We start from the raw sequence: 16224 nt of genomic DNA, 5'->3' as shown, positions 1-16224 counted from the left end.
ACCTGACGACGACCGAACTTGGCAGACGGTCGGATGTCACTGAAGAAGCGCAACTTTGACACTGCATTGTAGTTTAACTACACTTCGAATCAACAAAATCTCGTGCTTTGACTACATCATCCGCCGATGATTTAGGACAGGGCATCACGTCGAGCCGGCATGCGAACGGTGTCGCAGGCGTCTAACGCGCCGGTTGCGCCGCCCCGCATCGGACGCCCCACAACGTCACGGAATCACCATGACTCAGTCTTCGCACAACGTGTCGCTGCATCCGGTGGTAGAACGCGTGACCGAGCGCCTCATCGAGCGCAGCCGGTCGTCTCGTCAGGCTTATCTGGAAGGCGTCGCCCGCGCCACGCAGGGGCAACCCGGGCGCGAGACGCTGGGGTGTGCCAACCTCGCGCACGCGCTGGCAGCCGCCCCCGCCGACGACCGTCTCAAGATCCGCGCCGAGCGCACACCCAACATCGGCATCGTCACCGCTTACAACGATATGCTTTCGGCGCATGCACCGTTCGCCGAGTTCCCCGACATCATCAAGTCCGCTGCACGGGCCCACGGCGCGAGCGCGCAGGTGGCCGGCGGCGTGCCCGCGATGTGCGATGGCGTGACGCAGGGGTACGCCGGGATGGAGCTCTCGCTGTTCTCGCGCGACGTGATCGCCATGGCCTCGGTCATTGCGCTCTCGCACCAGATGTTCGATGCCGCGATGTTCCTCGGTGTGTGTGACAAGATCGTGCCGGGGCTCGTGATCGCCGCGCAGGCGTTCGGTCATTTGCCCGCCGTGTTCGCCCCGGCCGGCCCGATGCCCTCGGGGTTGCCCAACGACGAGAAGTCGCGCATCCGGCAGGAATACGCCGCCGGCCGCATCACGCGCGCGGCGCTGCTCGACGCCGAACTGGCCGCGTATCACACGGAAGGCACCTGCACGTTCTACGGCACGGCCAACAGCAATCAGATGCTCATGGAGTTCATGGGGCTGCATCTGCCGGGCGCGTCGTTCGTCAATCCGCACACGCCGCTGCGTCATGCGCTCACACAAGCGGCGACCGCACGCGCCGTGGCGCTGGCGAAGTCGGGCATCAATACGTCTCACATTCTCGATGAACGCGCGTTCATCAACGGCGTTGTCGGTTTGCTCGCCACGGGCGGTTCGACCAACCATACGCTGCACCTTGTCGCCATGGCCCATGCGGGCGGCATTCTGCTCGACTGGCAGGACTTCGCCGATTTGTCGGACGTCACGCCGTTGCTCGCTCATGTCTATCCGAGCGGCAAGGCCGATGTGAATCAGTTCCACGCCGCTGGCGGCCTGAATTTCCTCATTCGCGAACTGCTCGACGCCGGCTTCCTGCACAACGACGTGACCACGGTCATGGGACACGGTCTGCGCGCGTATACGCAGGAAGCGCTTCTGCACGACGACGTGCTCTCGTGGCACGACGCCCCCAGCGACAGCCTCGACGAGACCATCGTGCGTCCGGCATCCCGGCCCTTCGCCCGCGAAGGCGGGTTGCGCATGCTCGAGGGCAATCTGGGACGCGCGGTCATCAAGTCGTCTGCCGTCAAACCGGAACATCAGACGGTGCGCGCCCCGGCGCGCGTGTTCTCCGATCAGGAATCGGCACAGGCCGCGTTCAAGGCGGGCGAATTGACGCGCGACGTCATCGTCGTGGTGCGCTTCCAGGGGCCGCGCGCGAACGGTATGCCCGAGTTGCACAAGCTCATGCCGATGCTCGGTCTGCTTCAGGACGAAGGCCACCATGTGGCGCTTGTGACTGACGGGCGAATGTCGGGAGCATCGGGCAAAGTGCCGGCGGCCATCCATCTCTCGCCCGAAGCGGAGCAAGGCGGCATGCTCGCACGCGTGCAGGACGGCGACATCATCACCATCGACTGTGAAAAGAACCTGCTGCATTGCGAAGTCGACGACGCCACGCTCGCCGCTCGCACGCCGGAGCCCATGCCGCAACGGCCATTCGACCCGTGGCGCAATGTGTTCCGGCTCTTCCGCGACAATGTCGGCACCGCACCGCACGGCGCATGCGTGCTGTTTAACGACGCGCAATATCCGTCGCAGCGCTGAGGCGTAGCGCCGCCGCACGCACCTCTGCCCCTTGTCTGTACGGCGTCAAAATCTTGACGCCGTTTTTATCTGCGCCTCCCTAGACTGGCCCCGTTGTCACTCTTGTCGTGAATCGACACGTTGCCATGCCTACCATCGCTCAGCGCGCCAGACTCGAACCTCCTGGTGCGAACGCCACGCCGGCCGACGCTTTCCACGCCTACGGCACAACGCCCGCCCCTGCGGCGCGCGCGTCGGCCACCGCCACCGGCACTGCCATCGCCGCCACGCCGGCGAGCACGCAAACCCTCCCCCCGACCGACGTTTTCGCAACACCGCGGCAACGCAATCGACACACCCCTCGCGTTCGCCTCGACGCAACGCTCGACATCACGCTCAGCCGCGCTGCCGTCTCGACGCTTGCCATCACGTTGGCGATGAGTCTGCCGCTGCCATGGCGCGTCGAGACGATTCGTCCGATCCGGCGCGATACCGCGGCCGTGGTGTCGATTGCGTTGCCGCGCATCGAAGCCTCACGGGCCATGCACGTCGTCATGCAATCGTTACCGGAAGCCGAGTTCGGCGCGTTGCGTCTGCGCGCTGCGGCCTAAGCCACCGACATTCCGGCGTCGCTTCGATGCGTCTCTCGCTCTGCGCACAACCCTGCTCCCCTGATATGAACACAGCCATCTTCGAAGGCGTGTGGATTCCACTCGTCACGCCCATGACCGGCGCCAATGGCGCTCAGATCGATCGCAACGCCTTCGCGCGTCTGGTCGACTACTACCTTGCTGCGGGAGTGAACGGCCTGGTCGTGGCCGGCACGACGGGCGAAGGCACATTGCTGGACGACGACGAGCGCCGCTGGCTCGTCGAGACGGCTTGCCATCTCGCGCACGGACATGCGCCGGTGGTGGCCGGTGTCGGCGCGGCCGATACGGCCAACGCCGCGCAGCAAATTCGCAACATCGAAGACCTGCCGCTTGCCGGATATCTCGTGCCTCCGCCGTACTATCTGCGCCCGTCGCAGGAGGGCATTCTCTGGCACTACCGAACGCTGGCGGCGGGCACGCGCAAACCGCTCGTGCTCTATAACGTGCCGCTGCGCACCGGGGTGACACTTGGGGTGGAGACGATCCGTGAGCTGGCGTCGCACGACGCGTTCGCGGCAATCAAGGAATGCGACGCGCATCCGCTCCTGCATTTGCCGTCGCAGGTCACCATGCGCGTGCTGTGCGGCGACGACATGCAGTTGCTGCCTGCCCTGCAAGCGGGCGCCGTCGGATGCATCTCGGCGGCGGCTCACGTTCGGCCCGACCTCTATCTGAAGCTGTTCCGCTACGTGCGTGAGGGCGACATGGCCCACGCGACGACGCTCTTCAACGGGATGAAGCCGCTCATTCGCCGGCTGTTTTCCGAGCCGAACCCAGTGGCGATCAAAGCCGCACTCGCTTCACTGGGGCTGTGTCCGGAAACGGTTCGCCGGCCCCTCATGCCTTGCACGCCCGCGCTTCGCAGAGAGATCGACACCCAACTCGAAGTGACGATGGCGTTCTGACTCCGCACACGCTCCGTCACCGCGCGCCAAGCACGTCGCCTGAATGCCCTTACGACAGGACACCCGTTATGGATGACATCGAACAGCGTCACCGCACCGTCGCCCGTCTGCTCATCAAGCTCTCGGGAATCACGTTGGCCCGGCTCGCTTACGCGACCGGCATCACCGGCAACACGATTTCGCGCTGGGTACATGGCGATCACTGTGCGCTGGGACCGCAAGGCCGGGAAAAACTGTTCGCGGCGCTCGGGACCTACAGCGACGGCACTCACGTACGGCTCGCGCCGCGCGCCACCGGTGCCGCGCAGCCGGTGTTCCAGATCAACGGCCTGGTGCAGGCGGAGCGCTTCGCCACACTCGCCGCGCTGACGTCGACGCAGTTCGTCGCGGCGCGCGAAACGTGTCAGGGAAAAACGCTCGTGAGCGTTGTCACCGACATCAGCGGGCAAACCACAGCATTGCTCGTCGGCACGCGCGAGGCCCTCGACGAGTTGTATGCGGAGTTGGGCATCGCCGTCTCGCCGAAACGCCGTTTGGAGGCGGGACTCCGCAGTTACGCTTCAGGCAGCGAAGCGGTGCGTCTACACTCGAACTGACTGCACTTTGCGTAACGAAGCACCAGCACCCGCCAATCCGTTCTCGGCCCCCCGTCAACGATGGAGCGTGTCATGACGACAGATCGCATCAACAAGCGCATGAAGGTGTACGCCTCGGAAGGCTGGCAGGACACGGGATACAGGATCGGTGCACAGTCTGCACCGAAAGTGATCCTGCGGGCGTCGGGCGAATGGTGCACGCGTACGGACGACCGCAAGTTCGGACGCCGCGACGCCGACGGGCGCACGCCGAATTCCGGCGCAACGTATCTGCACAATGTCTCGGGCGATGACGGGTATCCGTATCACGGCCCCGACGCGCTGATGGGGCAATTGATCGGACGATTCGGCAAGGACGGGCAGCCGTTTCTCATCGGCAAGCACAAGTCATTCCGCGTCGATGGGATGCCCTCGGACGTGTCGCTGTGGCTATGCTGCAACGATCCGTTGGGAAGCGCTAAACGCGACAACGATGGTGCGCTCGACGTGACACTCGAACTGGACGATGCCAGCGACGTCTTCGCGCCCCGCAGCCAGCACTTCGACCGGCCGTCAGGGACCTGGGTTGATGATTGACAGGCTAGGTAAATCATTGATGTCATGACGACCGGTGGCGGCACGCTCGCCGCCGTGATCCACGTGGTGGAGTCCCGTCTCGCACGTAATCAAAAACCATCCCCGGCGACGCGACGTCCGATTTTCGCGATCCATACAAGCCCCGGCGAAATGAACACTTCCTTGAAGCTCAGGGGTTCAAGGCATCGCCAGCGAAGTCCGTGACCCCGTATGAAAGCTCCCCTCTATCTGGTTGTGGGCCACGCCTTCTAGCGCGTGAGTAACACCGAGCGTCGCTCGCGCTTTGCCGCGCGCCAAAGGTCAGACTATCCCGAAACCACTTCAGATCATTCACCACGGACCTCGCGCCCGACTGAATTTTCCCAAATAGCCGAATATATTCATTCATCACACTTTAGTTATATCGTAGTCCAAATACTACTGACAAAATCCAAAAGACATTAAAAGAAAATGGAACGATTATTCGAGCGCCCTCCGGGCAAGAAACAAACGAGCCACAAGCTTTTCAACAGGAGAAATTCCATGAAGCAAGTCAAGATCGAATCATCCTTATCCAACCAGTCGAACGACGCATATAACACGCCTCACACGAGCCCGATGTCCAGCAATTAATTACTACGCAACTTGGCGCTCGGAGTCACTGACCCTGAGCGCCCATTAGTGAGAAACAATGACCCCCACAGCATTTCTTAAGATACTGAATGGAAAATTAATTCTTTGGAATTACCTGCAACATAAACAATACGAAATCGACCCAGATCATATCGCAAGACTTCTCGAACTTCTTAGGGGAACTCCCAAAAGTGAAATGGGGGTGGACAAAGATCTAGCAGAAGCAGGCTTGCTTACGCAAGGCGACCCCGCCGATTGGGGATGGGACTGCTTATCGAGGATTTTTCATGTTGGAACTCAAGTTCCACGGACGGACGTCCCCGCTGAGGAAGTTCCGTACCTCGGCTACATTGAGCATTGCACATCGCTCGCGAACTCCATCCCTCCCGTCGAGATCATTCGCCCCGGACCCATCACCCCTTTACCGCCGCCCCAGACGATAAACACCTGTGATCTCGGCACGGCGCTGATGCAACGAGCAACTTGCCGCGCATTCGATGGCAAAGCAATCTCATTGCAAGAGGTCGCGAATTCACTCTGGGCAACATTTGGCGCAATTCACGGCGGTTCCCGCTCAGACCTCGAAGAAGCCGGATTGATGCCGATCGGGTACCGTAGGACCTCGCCATCAGGTGGGTCAATGCAGGCAAGCGAACCATATTTGATTGCGTTCAACGTGACCGGGCTACGCCCGGGAACGTATCACTATCGATCAATACGGCACGAACTCTCCTATATATCTGAAGCACCCAGCAGGGAGAATATATGTCACGTTCTCTGCAATCAGACAGTCGCAGACGGCCTGTCTTATGGGGTATTCATCACGTCACGCTTCGATAAACTCTGGTGGAAATACCCCCACTCAAGAGCGTACCGTGTCGCACTAATGGACGTGGGATGTCTGATCCAGACGTTTCAACTAGTCTCCGCCGCCCAGGGAATCCAGTCATGGCCCACAGGATATTTTGTAGACGCTGAGGCGAACTCGCTGCTTCAGGTCGACGGAGTGACCGAATCGACGCTCTTCTTTCTCGGGGCGGGTTACGGCACGGGCGCCGTTGCTAAAGACGCGCTAACGGCCTTACAGAACTTTCAAAAGCAGAAGGTGCGTCATTGAAAATCTTGTCATTTAAACCGGGGCACGATGGATCATCGGTCTACGTCAGCGATGAATTCCTAAAATTCTCGCACGAGGCGGAGAAAGATTCCGCTTCTCGTTTTTCTCCATTAGATGTCACTAGCATAATTGATTCCTTTGAATTCTCCCGAGCCCAACCTGATGCGATTGCAATTAGCGGCTGGGACGAAATTCGGGGAGGCGCAAGGCGTAAGATTGGCAGCGGCTACTTAGGACTTGAAGCCCCGGAAATCAGACAGGTGGAAATTTTTGGTCGACATATCAAACTAATTTCCTCATCGCATGAGCGATCTCACATTCTCTGTTCTTACGCGTTATCACCATTCCCCCAAGGGGTTCCGTGTTACGCATTGGTATGGGAGGGACATATAGGACGCTTTTATGAGATTGACGATGCGATGAACATCAGTCTTCTGTGCGACGTTATGTGGGGTCCTGGTATTAGATATGCGTTCGCCTATGGGCTAATGGACCCATCATTTGATCTCTCTCCCGGGGCAATACGATTGTCCGATGCAGGAAAGCTCATGGCGTTGGCCGCCTACGAAGATGAGCTTTCTCCGACTCAAGAAGAGCAATATCTCGTCAGCGCTTTACTCTCGAATCCCGAGAAAATCCCGAAATTCTCGAAATCCGATTTCCGAGCGTTCTCTCAGTTTAACTGCGGCGTAACGTCTACAACAGGAAAACGATTTTCTCGCCTGATATCCGACGCAATTCTTCAGCGTTTTATCACTCGTATCAGCCCGTGCATTACGCGAAAGTCCCCCTTACTCATATCCGGAGGGTGCGGGCTAAATTGCGAATGGAACTCGTCCCTCTCCGCCACGGGGCTTTTTTCTGACGTTTTTGTTCCGCCTTGCGCCAACGATAGTGGCTCCGCCATAGGCACCGCAGCAGATGCTCAATTTGTGCTCACTGGCTCAGCGAAACTCAATTGGTCCGTGTACTCAGGCCAGCCGTTTGTGGTTGACGAAATTGAGTATCGAGATTTTGTCTGCACAAAAGCGACACCAGCAGATATAGCAAAGTACCTTCACGACGGAGCAATTCTGGGTTGGGCGAGAGGAAACGCGGAAATCGGACCGCGCGCACTTGGTAATCGCTCAATTTTGGCGAGCCCATTTAGCAAACAGACACTTCTTCGATTGAATCAACTAAAGCGGCGAGAGTCATTTCGACCAATCGCCCCAGTTTGCAGTGCAGAGGAGGTCGGTGAGCATTTTTCCCCGGCCAAATCTAGCCCCTACATGCTCTTCTTCCATCAGGTTCTAAACCCGCATCTCCAAGCTATCACTCATGTGGATGGATCTGCGCGAGTTCAGACAGTGACTTATGAGCAAAATGCTGCGCTTCATTCAGTTCTTTCCGAATTTCGAAAACTCTGCGGCGTTGGCGTGCTTTGTAATACGTCGTTGAATTTCAACGGTACGGACTTCATCAACCGAGGTTCCGATCTGGCCAACTATGCGCGCGAGGTCCATCTGGATGGATTTGTCATTGAGGATAGGCTCTATATGCGAAAAAACAGCCCCGCCGAAATACTTGGAGAGACGTCGTGACCCCATCCCCCCACATCGGAAACTACCCACGCCTTCTCGCCTCCCGTTCCGTGGGGGCCGCCATCTTGTGGATCGACTTCACGTTGATCTTCGAGAATCTGGCATTCCGCTGGAACGCAGACGCTGTTTCGGTCGGTTTAGCCATGATGCTGTATGGCTTACCCGGCGTACTATTCGGGCCATGGCTGGGCGCCTATGCAGATAGAGTCTGCCCATGGCGTCTCTTGCGTTGGAGCTATGTCGTGAGAGTGCTCTCCGCCATCGCGCTCTGGCAAGCACCGACGCTCGACATATTCCTAGCATGCGTCGCACTCAAGGGGCTCTCCAACATCGCGCCAGCCCCTGCCGAACAACAACTCTTCCGGCATCTTCTCGACGACAACGCACTTCCCGCGAACGCAGGGCGAGTAACGCTCATTGATCAAATCACCAAACTCGTTGCGCCTCTCGTTGCAGCCTTCACCGCTTATGCCGGCTTTTCCGGCTTCACTATTTCCGCAGCGCTTGGTGTAGCTGGTTTCTTGCTCGTGTCGGGATCGAGAACACCTATCAACACCGGCGTCCATCACTCCACCCAACGAACCCGCCCGCTCTGGACGGTATTCCACTCGATATTGCGTGATCACGCCGTGTTAAGGCGCGTGTTTATCGTGACGCTTTGCCAAGCGTTCATCCTTGGTTTTTACGATGCACTGTTATCCCTCTTCCTGAAGGCGCGCGGTTATCCGGACGGTACCTTCGGCAGCATCGTCGGCTGTACGGCGGCGGGTGCGATGATCGGTGCCTTTGTCTTCCGGCACGCCGTCAGGCTATGCAAATCAACGACATTGCTCGCAACATCCTGTTCACTGTTCGGGCTAACGATTTTGATACCGGCCGTCATGGTGTACGCGGATGTCACCGTACCGTTGCCCCTCATGCTCTGCCTATGGATCGGCAACGGGCTCGGGTATGGACTCGGTGTCATGTTGATGATGGTGACGTTTCAACGCGAGTGCCCTCGCGAAACGCTAGGCACAGTGACCTCGACCGGCAGAAGCCTTCAACTGCTGGTTTTGATCACCGCACCATTGGCCGGTGGAGCGCTCTCAAGCGTCACAAGCATCGAACTCGTGTTCCTGGTTGCGGGCGTGTCGGCAGTGGGACTTGGCCTCTTCGCCCGAAGCCCACTGCGCTCAACCACCTCTCGCCTGCCCCGTCCGCAATAGCTACTTCACTGCCACCCAAACCGTCGTGCAAACATGCCTTTCATCAACTGCGTCAACACGGCGTAGGCGAGGAGGATGGCGGCGAGCATCGGGAAGTACGCGAGCGGCAGCGCCTGCATCTTGAACGTGTCCGCAAACGGCGACATCGGCAGCATCAGGCCGATCAGCATCACCGCGCCCGTCATCAGCAGCAATGGCCACGCGGCGCGGCTCTGCACGAACGGAATACGGCGCGTGCGGATCAGATGCACGATCAGCGTCTGCGACAACAGCCCTTCGACGAACCAGCCGGACTGGAACAGCGTCTGGTGCTCGGCGCTGTTCGCGCCGAACAGGTGCCACATCGCCAGGAACGTCAGCACGTCGAAAATCGAGCTGATCGGGCCGAAGAACACCATAAAGCGCGACAGATCCGCCGGGTTCCAGCGCTGCGGCCGCGTCAGTTGCTCGTCGTCGACGTTGTCGAACGGAATCGTCGTTTGCGACAGGTCGTAAAGCAGATTCTGCGTGAGCAACTGCAACGGCAGCATCGGCAGGAACGGCAAGAACGCACTCGCAATCAGCACCGAGAAGACATTGCCGAAGTTCGAGCTGGCCGTCATCTTGATGTACTTGAGCATGTTCGCAAACGTGCGACGCCCTTCGATCACCCCCTGCTCAAGCACCATCAGGCTCTTCTCGAGCAGGATCATATCGGCCGCCTCCTTGGCGATGTCCACCGCCGTATCCACCGAGATGCCGATATCCGCAGCACGCAACGCCGGCGCATCGTTGATGCCGTCGCCCATGAAGCCCACCACATGACCGTTCGCACGCAGCATCCGCACGAGCCGTTCCTTGTGCGCCGGCGTGAGCTTCGCGAACACGTTGGCACGCTCGACGGTCTGCGCCAGTTCCGCATCGCTCATCGCCTCGATGTCATCGCCCAACACGCAGCCGTTCACCTTCAGGCCGACCTCGCGGCAGACCTTCGCCGTCACGAGATCGTTATCGCCCGTGAGCACCTTGACGTCGACGCCTGCCGCCGCGAGCGCCGTCAACGCGGGCGCCGTCGACTCCTTGGGCGGATCGAGAAACGCAATGTAGCCGACGAGCACGAGTTCGCTTTCGTCCGCAACCCCATAGCGCTCGCGCACGGGCGGCAAATGACGCGTCGCCACCGCCACCACGCGCAGCCCTTCGGCGTTCAGATCGGCCGTCACGCGACGCAGGCGAGCCAGCACGTCGGGCGTCAGCGGTTCGACATTCGCGCCGTGCTGCACACGGTCGCACACCGCCATCACCTCTTCCACCGCGCCCTTGCAGATCAACTCGTGATGCGCACCGTTCTCGCTGACCACCACCGACATGCGACGGCGCTGGAAATCGAACGGAATCTCATCGATCTTGCGGTAGCGGTTCACCACGTCCAGACGCTGGTGCAACTCCGCATGATCGAGCACCGCCACATCGAGCAGGTTCTTCAGTCCGGTCTGGTAGAAGCTGTTGAGATAGGCGTACTCGAGCACGTCTTCGGAGCCATGGCCCCAGACATCGGTGTGACGCTCAAGACAAATCTTGTCCTGTGTGAGCGTGCCGGTCTTGTCCGTGCACAGCACATCCATCGCGCCGAAGTTCTGAATCGCATCGAGCCGCTTGACGATCACCTTCTTGCGCGAGAGCACGACCGCACCCTTCGCCAGCGTAGCCGTCACGATCATCGGCAGCATTTCAGGTGTCAGACCGACCGCCACCGACAGCGCAAACAACGAGGCTTCGAGCCAGTCGTGCTTGGTAAAGCCGTTGATGAGCAACACGATGGGGGTCATGACCATCATGAAGCGGATCAGCACCCACGACACGCGATTCACGCCTTGCTGGAACGACGTGACCGTCGGTTGCAGCGCCGTGACGCGCTGCGCGAGCGAGCCGAAGAAGGTGCGCGCACCGGTTGCCACGACCACCGCCGTGGCCGAGCCGCTGACAACGTTCGTGCCCATGAAGGCGAGATTGTCGTAAGCGAGCGGATTGCTCCCGCCGGACTCGCACGCGTGCGCAAATTTCTCGACAGGCAGCGCCTCGCCGGTGAGGGCCGATTGCGAGACGAACAAGTCCTTGGCCGCGAGAATGCGTACATCCGCCGGAATCATGTCACCGGCCGCGAGCAACACGATGTCGCCCGGCACGAGTTCCGCCAACGGAATTTCGCGGCCCATGCGGCCCAGACGGCGCACGTTGTCGGGCTCTGCGCCACCGTCGCCCAGCGCCTCGCGGCGCAGCACCGTGGCCGTGGTGCTCACCATCGCTTTGAGCTTCTCCGCAGCCTTGTTCGAACGCGCTTCCTGCACAAATCGCAACACCGTGGAAATGATCACCATCGACGCGATGATGATCGTTCCCTCGGTGTCGTCGGTCGCAAATGACACAGCGGCCAGTGCCGAGAGCAGCAGATTGAACGGATTGCGGTAGCAGTTGAACAGGTGCCGCCACCAGGGCAACGGCTTTTCGTGCTCGACTTCGTTGGCACCGACATGTGCCCGCACGGTGGCGGCTTCGTCGTCGGACAGCCCGTCGCGGGTGGTGCTCAGCCGTGCGAGCAGATCCGGGCCGGCGTCGCGGGCGGCGTCGACGAGACCCGGCGGTGCCTCATGGCCGTGCGCTGGTGCGTCGAGGGTTTCGAGCATGTCGCGGCGACGGAAGAAGCGCAGCCCAAGGCGCGCGCCAAGCACCGCAATCAGTCGCTCGCTGAGCGTGAGAGCTTGTTGCATCGGATACATCCTGAAAATGTCCGGGGCACCGGTGAACCGCCTGCGCCCCCGAAAGTCGTAAGGCAGGCTCAGCCCGCCGTTTTTTCGCGGCGCACGAACGCCCGCAGCCACTGCCCGAGACGCGCCCCTGCGCCCGGACGCACCGTTTCGGTGGCTTCCGGATGCGGATCGACGTGATAGTGATGCAGGCACTCGCTCGGCAGCATCAGGGCTTGCGGATTACCGCTGCGAAGGGTCATTGAGTAACGGAACACGATGAATCTCCCGGCCGCGCGGCAATCCGCCCGGCGCAGGCGATGAGATCGAGTCCGGCGACCGGTGCACAACGGCAAACGGCCCGAAAACGAACACACGCGCACGGCGGGACAGCCCGAACGGCAGATGTAAAGCTAATTAGGGAGCGTGCTACGAAAGACGGACGCTATCGGTATGACCCAATAAAACCCTTTGGCATGCGGGCCAAGGGGACAGGGCAATCGAGACGTACATCAGAGGTGCGCGCCAACCCGACTATGCGAGTCAGCGGCGGGGAAGATCCCGGGGACTAACTCGCGGTGATGGTGTCGACCTGTGTCGACCGGCAACTACCACTAGAACCACTGTCCACGGAAGGACCTCCTGAAAGCTATAACGGCGCAATCTTACCCCCAAGTGCGTCGAAAGAAAAGTGACAATTCAACGCGTTACAAAATGATGACAAATGCAACTTTCCAACGGAAAGCGGCTCAGTCAGAATTCGTCATGTTTTCGTCACAAACCGCCTGCCGGCGGCTGTCGATGCGCCGGCACTGCGTGTGCAGCCCGGTAGCGCCGCTGACCACCGGCAGTCACCTCTGGCCTCCCGGACTTCATGGATTCACTCAACCGCGCCCTCTTTCTGGCCATCAACGCCTCGCCCAATGTGAGCGAAGGTGAATTGGCCGTCGCCGTCTTCCTCGCCAAGTATCTGATCGTCCTGCTCCCGGTGGGGCTGGTCACCCTGTGGCTTGCAGGCGGACGTGACCGCGAAGGTGCCGTTCACGGTCTGCTGGGCGTGGGGCTCGTGCTGCTGATCAACTTCGTCATCGGGCTGGCCTGGGCCGAGCCGCGGCCGTTCGTCGCCGGTGTCGGCACGAACCTGCTCCCCCATGCCCCCACCAGCGCATTTCCCAGCAATCACGCGTCGCTCATGTTCACGTCGGCATTCGTCCTGATGGGGATGGCCGCACGCACGCCGCGCCTGCTCGGCCGCTTGCTGTTGATTTGCGCGCTGCCGGTGTGCTGGGCACGCATTTATCTCGGCGTTCACTGGCCGGTCGACATGCTTGGCGGACTGGTCGTGTCGATTGCGGCCGCACTCATCATGCGCACGGCGAGCGCACGGGAAACGAGCCGTATCGTCTCGGCCATCCTCGAAGGCATCTATCGCCGCCTGATGGCATGGCCAATCGCGCGCGGCTGGCTGCGTCGCTGAAATAAGAAAACGTGGGAACTGCCGGAGGGACTGCGAGGAACTTCGGAGATGCTGGGAGGGTTGGGAGACTCGGGAGATCCGAATCTCCCAGTGATGATGCGCAGAGGGAAATCAGCGGTGGTATTCGCCAGCGGCTTCGGGCTGGTAATCGATGCCGAGCAATTCCAGCTCGATCAGGTGGCCACCCGGCACTTGCCAGTGAATCGACTGGCCGACGCGCAGACCAAGCAGCGCACTGCCCACGGGCGCCAGTACCGAAATGCCGCTTTGCGTGCTCGCCAGATGCTGCGGGTACACGAGCGTCGCACGGTGCTCCTGCTGCGTGGCGAGATCACGATAGCGCACCACCGAATTCATCGTGGCGACATCGGCCGGGATTTGCTCCGGTTCGACGACGCTCGCCCGGGCAAGCTCTGTTTCGAGTGCCTCCACATACGGCAATGCCGCACGCGGCGCCTGCGCCATAAGCGCTTCCAGGCGTTCGAGGTCGAGAGTCGAGACAGTGATCGAGGGACGTTGGGAGTGAACGGTGGACATGTCGACGGGCCTGTTTTTCCTTGACGTTGAGAGAGTGGCCTTCAATCTAACAGAAGCCCCGCGCGGCGAGAAGTCCCGGACTTGACCGCCATCCGCTAGAATCGACGCATCAAGACGTCTCCAAAAGCCGAATTCATGTCCGAAACTACGACGAACGCCGCTCTCTTCGAGCGTGCCCAGCAAACCATTCCCGGCGGCGTGAACTCGCCGGTCCGCGCCTTCCGCTCGGTCGGCGGTACCCCCCGCTTCATTGCCCGTGCACAAGGCCCCTACATGTGGGACGCCGAAGGCACCCGTTATATCGACTACATCGGCTCGTGGGGTCCGATGATCGTCGGCCACCTGCATCCGGACGTCGTGGCTGCCGTGCAAACGGCCATGTCGCAAGGCTTCAGCTTCGGAGCCCCCACCGAGGCCGAAGTGGTGATGGCCGAGGAAATCTGCCGTCTCGTGCCGTCCATCGAACAGGTGCGTCTGGTGTCCTCCGGCACCGAGGCCACGATGAGCGCGCTGCGCCTGGCGCGCGGCTTTACGGGTCGCAACAAGATCGTCAAATTCGAAGGCTGCTATCACGGTCACGCGGACAGCCTGCTGGTCAAGGCCGGTTCGGGTCTGCTGACGTTCGCCGATTCGACGCGCAACGCGCCGTCGTCGGCCGGCGTGCCGCCCGAAGTCACGCGCGACACGCTCGTGCTCGAGTACAACAACGTCGAGCAGCTTCGCGAGCTGTTCGCCGGGCAAGGCGGTGAGATTGCCGCCGTGATCGTCGAGCCGGTGGCCGGCAACATGAATCTCGTGCGCGGCTCACGCCACTTCCTGCAAACGCTGCGCGAGCTGTGCACTGCGCACGGCACCGTGCTGATCTTCGACGAAGTGATGTGCGGGTTCCGCGTCGGTCTGGGCGGTGCGCAAGCGCTCTACGGCATTGCGGCCGACCTCACCTGCCTTGGCAAGGTCATCGGCGGCGGCATGCCCGCTGCGGCGTTCGGCGGCCGGCGCGACATCATGTCGCACCTCGCGCCGCTGGGCGGCGTCTATCAGGCAGGCACGCTCTCCGGAAACCCGCTGGCGGTCGCCGCCGGCCTCGCCACGCTCAAGCTGATTCAGGCGCCGGGCTTCTACGAGGATCTGGCCAAGCGCACGTCCAAGCTCGTCACCGGGCTCGTCGACGCAGCACAGGCAGCCGGTGTGCCGTTCTCGGGCGACAGCGTCGGCGGCATGTTCGGCCTGTACTTCCGCGCCAACGTGCCGCAGAGCTTTGCCGAAGTCACGACGTCCGACGTTGCCCGTTTCAACAAATTTTTCCACGCGATGCTCGATCGCGGCGTCTATCTCGCGCCGAGCGCCTTCGAAGCCGGCTTTGTCTCGGCAACGCACGACGACACGATCATCGACGCCACGCTCGACGCCGCCCGCGATGCCTTCCGGGCCGTCGCCTGAACGTCTCGCATCCCGCGCGCGTCACCGGCACCGAGTCACCGACTTTATTCGCTCACATATCGAACCGGGGCTGCGGGCAGGTCCCGCCCGCCCCAACAGGGAGAAACACCATGCAAATGCTGCTGCCGACCAAGCTCCGTCAGTCGTTTGTTCGCTGGCTCGCACTGGGACTGCTCACGTCCTTGCTGTCTGCCTGCGGATACAACCAGATTCAGGTCAAGGATGAAGCCGTCAAGGCCGCCTGGAGCGAGGTCGTCAACCAGTACCAGCGCCGCGCCGATCTGGTGCCGAACCTGGTGAATACGGTCAAGGGCTACGCCTCGCACGAGCAATCGACGCTCACCGAAGTGATCAATGCCCGTGCCAAGGCCACAAGCATCACCGTCACGCCCGAGACGCTGAACGACCCGGAGGCGTTCAAGCGATTCCAGCAAGCACAAGGGGAACTGTCCGGCGCACTTTCGCGACTGATGGCCGTCTCGGAGAACTATCCGAATCTGAAGGCCGACGGCCTGTTCCGCGACTTGCAGTCGCAACTCGAAGGCACGGAAAACCGCATCACCGTGGCGCGCAATCGCTACATTCAGGCGGTTCAGGACTACAACGTGTACGTGCGTCAGTTCCCGAACAACCTGACGGCCAAGATGTTCGGCTACGCGGCGAAGCCGAACTTCACGGTGGAAAACGAGAAGGCCATTTCGACCGCGCCGACCGTCAAGTTCTGAGGATCAC

General features: G+C 60.9%; 14 protein-coding genes. 11 read left to right on the top strand and 3 right to left on the bottom strand.

All coding sequences use genetic code 11. The features are described from left to right. The first annotated feature begins 238 nt into the window (after window positions 1-238). The 8 genes from edd (at window position 239) to PCO31110_RS24670 (ending at window position 9315) form a co-directional block, all read left to right on the top strand. Window positions 239-2086 (top strand): phosphogluconate dehydratase, encoded by a 1848-nt coding sequence (edd, locus tag PCO31110_RS24700; RefSeq protein WP_174979771.1) that lies wholly within the window; start codon window positions 239-241, stop codon window positions 2084-2086. Window positions 2087-2211: 125 nt separating this feature from the next. Next, complete coding sequence (locus tag PCO31110_RS25830; protein WP_010804414.1) at window positions 2212-2676, top strand: hypothetical protein; 465 nt, start codon at window positions 2212-2214, stop codon at window positions 2674-2676. A gap of 65 nt (window positions 2677-2741) precedes the next feature. Continuing rightward, window positions 2742-3623 carry a 4-hydroxy-tetrahydrodipicolinate synthase gene (gene dapA, locus PCO31110_RS24695; RefSeq protein WP_174979769.1) on the top strand — a complete coding sequence of 294 codons (882 nt, stop codon included), beginning with the start codon at window positions 2742-2744 and terminating at the stop codon, window positions 3621-3623. A gap of 68 nt (window positions 3624-3691) precedes the next feature. After that, window positions 3692-4219, top strand: coding sequence for a helix-turn-helix domain-containing protein (locus PCO31110_RS24690; RefSeq protein ID WP_150691676.1), 528 nt, complete (start codon window positions 3692-3694; stop codon window positions 4217-4219). A 72-nt stretch (window positions 4220-4291) separates the two neighbouring features. After that, entirely contained in the window at window positions 4292-4795 is a 504-nt protein-coding gene (locus PCO31110_RS24685) for a DUF1120 domain-containing protein (RefSeq protein WP_150691675.1), read from the top strand. A gap of 670 nt (window positions 4796-5465) precedes the next feature. Further along, window positions 5466-6524: a SagB/ThcOx family dehydrogenase gene (locus PCO31110_RS24680; RefSeq protein ID WP_150691674.1), complete on the top strand. Its 1059-nt coding sequence runs from the start codon at window positions 5466-5468 to the stop codon at window positions 6522-6524. After that, window positions 6521-8107 (top strand): carbamoyltransferase C-terminal domain-containing protein, encoded by a 1587-nt coding sequence (locus PCO31110_RS24675; protein ID WP_150691673.1) that lies wholly within the window; start codon window positions 6521-6523, stop codon window positions 8105-8107. Before PCO31110_RS24680 ends, PCO31110_RS24675 begins: the two co-directional genes overlap by 4 nt. After that, entirely contained in the window at window positions 8104-9315 is a 1212-nt protein-coding gene (locus tag PCO31110_RS24670; RefSeq protein ID WP_150691672.1) for an MFS transporter, read from the top strand. The genes PCO31110_RS24675 and PCO31110_RS24670 overlap by 4 nt, the downstream gene beginning before the upstream one ends. 5 nt (window positions 9316-9320) lie before the next feature. Here PCO31110_RS24670 and mgtA read toward each other — a convergent pair whose 3' ends face one another. Then, window positions 9321-12062, bottom strand: a complete 2742-nt coding sequence (mgtA, locus tag PCO31110_RS24665) for a magnesium-translocating P-type ATPase (RefSeq protein WP_150691671.1) — start codon at window positions 12060-12062, stop codon at window positions 9321-9323. Window positions 12063-12130: 68 nt separating this feature from the next. Further along, window positions 12131-12316, bottom strand: coding sequence for a hypothetical protein (locus tag PCO31110_RS24660; protein ID WP_144265700.1), 186 nt, complete (start codon window positions 12314-12316; stop codon window positions 12131-12133). Window positions 12317-12912: 596 nt separating this feature from the next. Between PCO31110_RS24660 and PCO31110_RS24655 the strand changes: the two genes are divergently transcribed. After that, window positions 12913-13515, top strand: coding sequence for a phosphatase PAP2 family protein (locus PCO31110_RS24655; RefSeq protein ID WP_150691670.1), 603 nt, complete (start codon window positions 12913-12915; stop codon window positions 13513-13515). A 111-nt stretch (window positions 13516-13626) separates the two neighbouring features. Here the strand turns inward: PCO31110_RS24655 and rnk are convergent, their stop codons facing one another. Next, window positions 13627-14052 (bottom strand): nucleoside diphosphate kinase regulator, encoded by a 426-nt coding sequence (rnk, locus tag PCO31110_RS24650; RefSeq protein ID WP_010804422.1) that lies wholly within the window; start codon window positions 14050-14052, stop codon window positions 13627-13629. Window positions 14053-14187: 135 nt separating this feature from the next. Between rnk and hemL the strand changes: the two genes are divergently transcribed. Together hemL and PCO31110_RS24640 are read left to right on the top strand one after the other, a co-directional pair. After that, the gene (gene hemL, locus PCO31110_RS24645; RefSeq protein ID WP_010804423.1) at window positions 14188-15492 is read left to right on the top strand and encodes a glutamate-1-semialdehyde 2,1-aminomutase; all 1305 of its coding nucleotides are present in this window, start codon (window positions 14188-14190) and stop codon (window positions 15490-15492) included. 110 nt (window positions 15493-15602) lie between these two features. Then, window positions 15603-16217 carry a LemA family protein gene (locus tag PCO31110_RS24640; protein WP_010804424.1) on the top strand — a complete coding sequence of 205 codons (615 nt, stop codon included), beginning with the start codon at window positions 15603-15605 and terminating at the stop codon, window positions 16215-16217. Window positions 16218-16224 lie beyond the last annotated feature (7 nt).

It is taken from the genome of Pandoraea communis (genome assembly GCF_902459745.1).
Lineage (GTDB): Bacteria > Pseudomonadota > Gammaproteobacteria > Burkholderiales > Burkholderiaceae > Pandoraea > Pandoraea communis.
This window is presented reverse-complemented; position numbering and strand designations above follow the sequence as displayed.

What these genes read in the sequence shown, in the direction of transcription:
- mgtA (WP_150691671.1), bottom strand. Translation starts at nt 12,062, where the DNA reads ATGCAACAAGCTCTCACGCTCAGCGAGCGACTGATTGCGGTGCTTGGC.
- PCO31110_RS24685 (WP_150691675.1), top strand. Translation starts at nt 4,292, where the DNA reads ATGACGACAGATCGCATCAACAAGCGCATGAAGGTGTACGCCTCGGAA.
- PCO31110_RS25830 (WP_010804414.1), top strand. Translation starts at nt 2,212, where the DNA reads ATGCCTACCATCGCTCAGCGCGCCAGACTCGAACCTCCTGGTGCGAAC.
- edd (WP_174979771.1), top strand. Translation starts at nt 239, where the DNA reads ATGACTCAGTCTTCGCACAACGTGTCGCTGCATCCGGTGGTAGAACGC.
- PCO31110_RS24640 (WP_010804424.1), top strand. Translation starts at nt 15,603, where the DNA reads ATGCAAATGCTGCTGCCGACCAAGCTCCGTCAGTCGTTTGTTCGCTGG.
- rnk (WP_010804422.1), bottom strand. Translation starts at nt 14,052, where the DNA reads ATGTCCACCGTTCACTCCCAACGTCCCTCGATCACTGTCTCGACTCTC.
- PCO31110_RS24680 (WP_150691674.1), top strand. Translation starts at nt 5,466, where the DNA reads ATGACCCCCACAGCATTTCTTAAGATACTGAATGGAAAATTAATTCTT.
- PCO31110_RS24690 (WP_150691676.1), top strand. Translation starts at nt 3,692, where the DNA reads ATGGATGACATCGAACAGCGTCACCGCACCGTCGCCCGTCTGCTCATC.
- hemL (WP_010804423.1), top strand. Translation starts at nt 14,188, where the DNA reads ATGTCCGAAACTACGACGAACGCCGCTCTCTTCGAGCGTGCCCAGCAA.
- PCO31110_RS24655 (WP_150691670.1), top strand. Translation starts at nt 12,913, where the DNA reads ATGGATTCACTCAACCGCGCCCTCTTTCTGGCCATCAACGCCTCGCCC.
- dapA (WP_174979769.1), top strand. Translation starts at nt 2,742, where the DNA reads ATGAACACAGCCATCTTCGAAGGCGTGTGGATTCCACTCGTCACGCCC.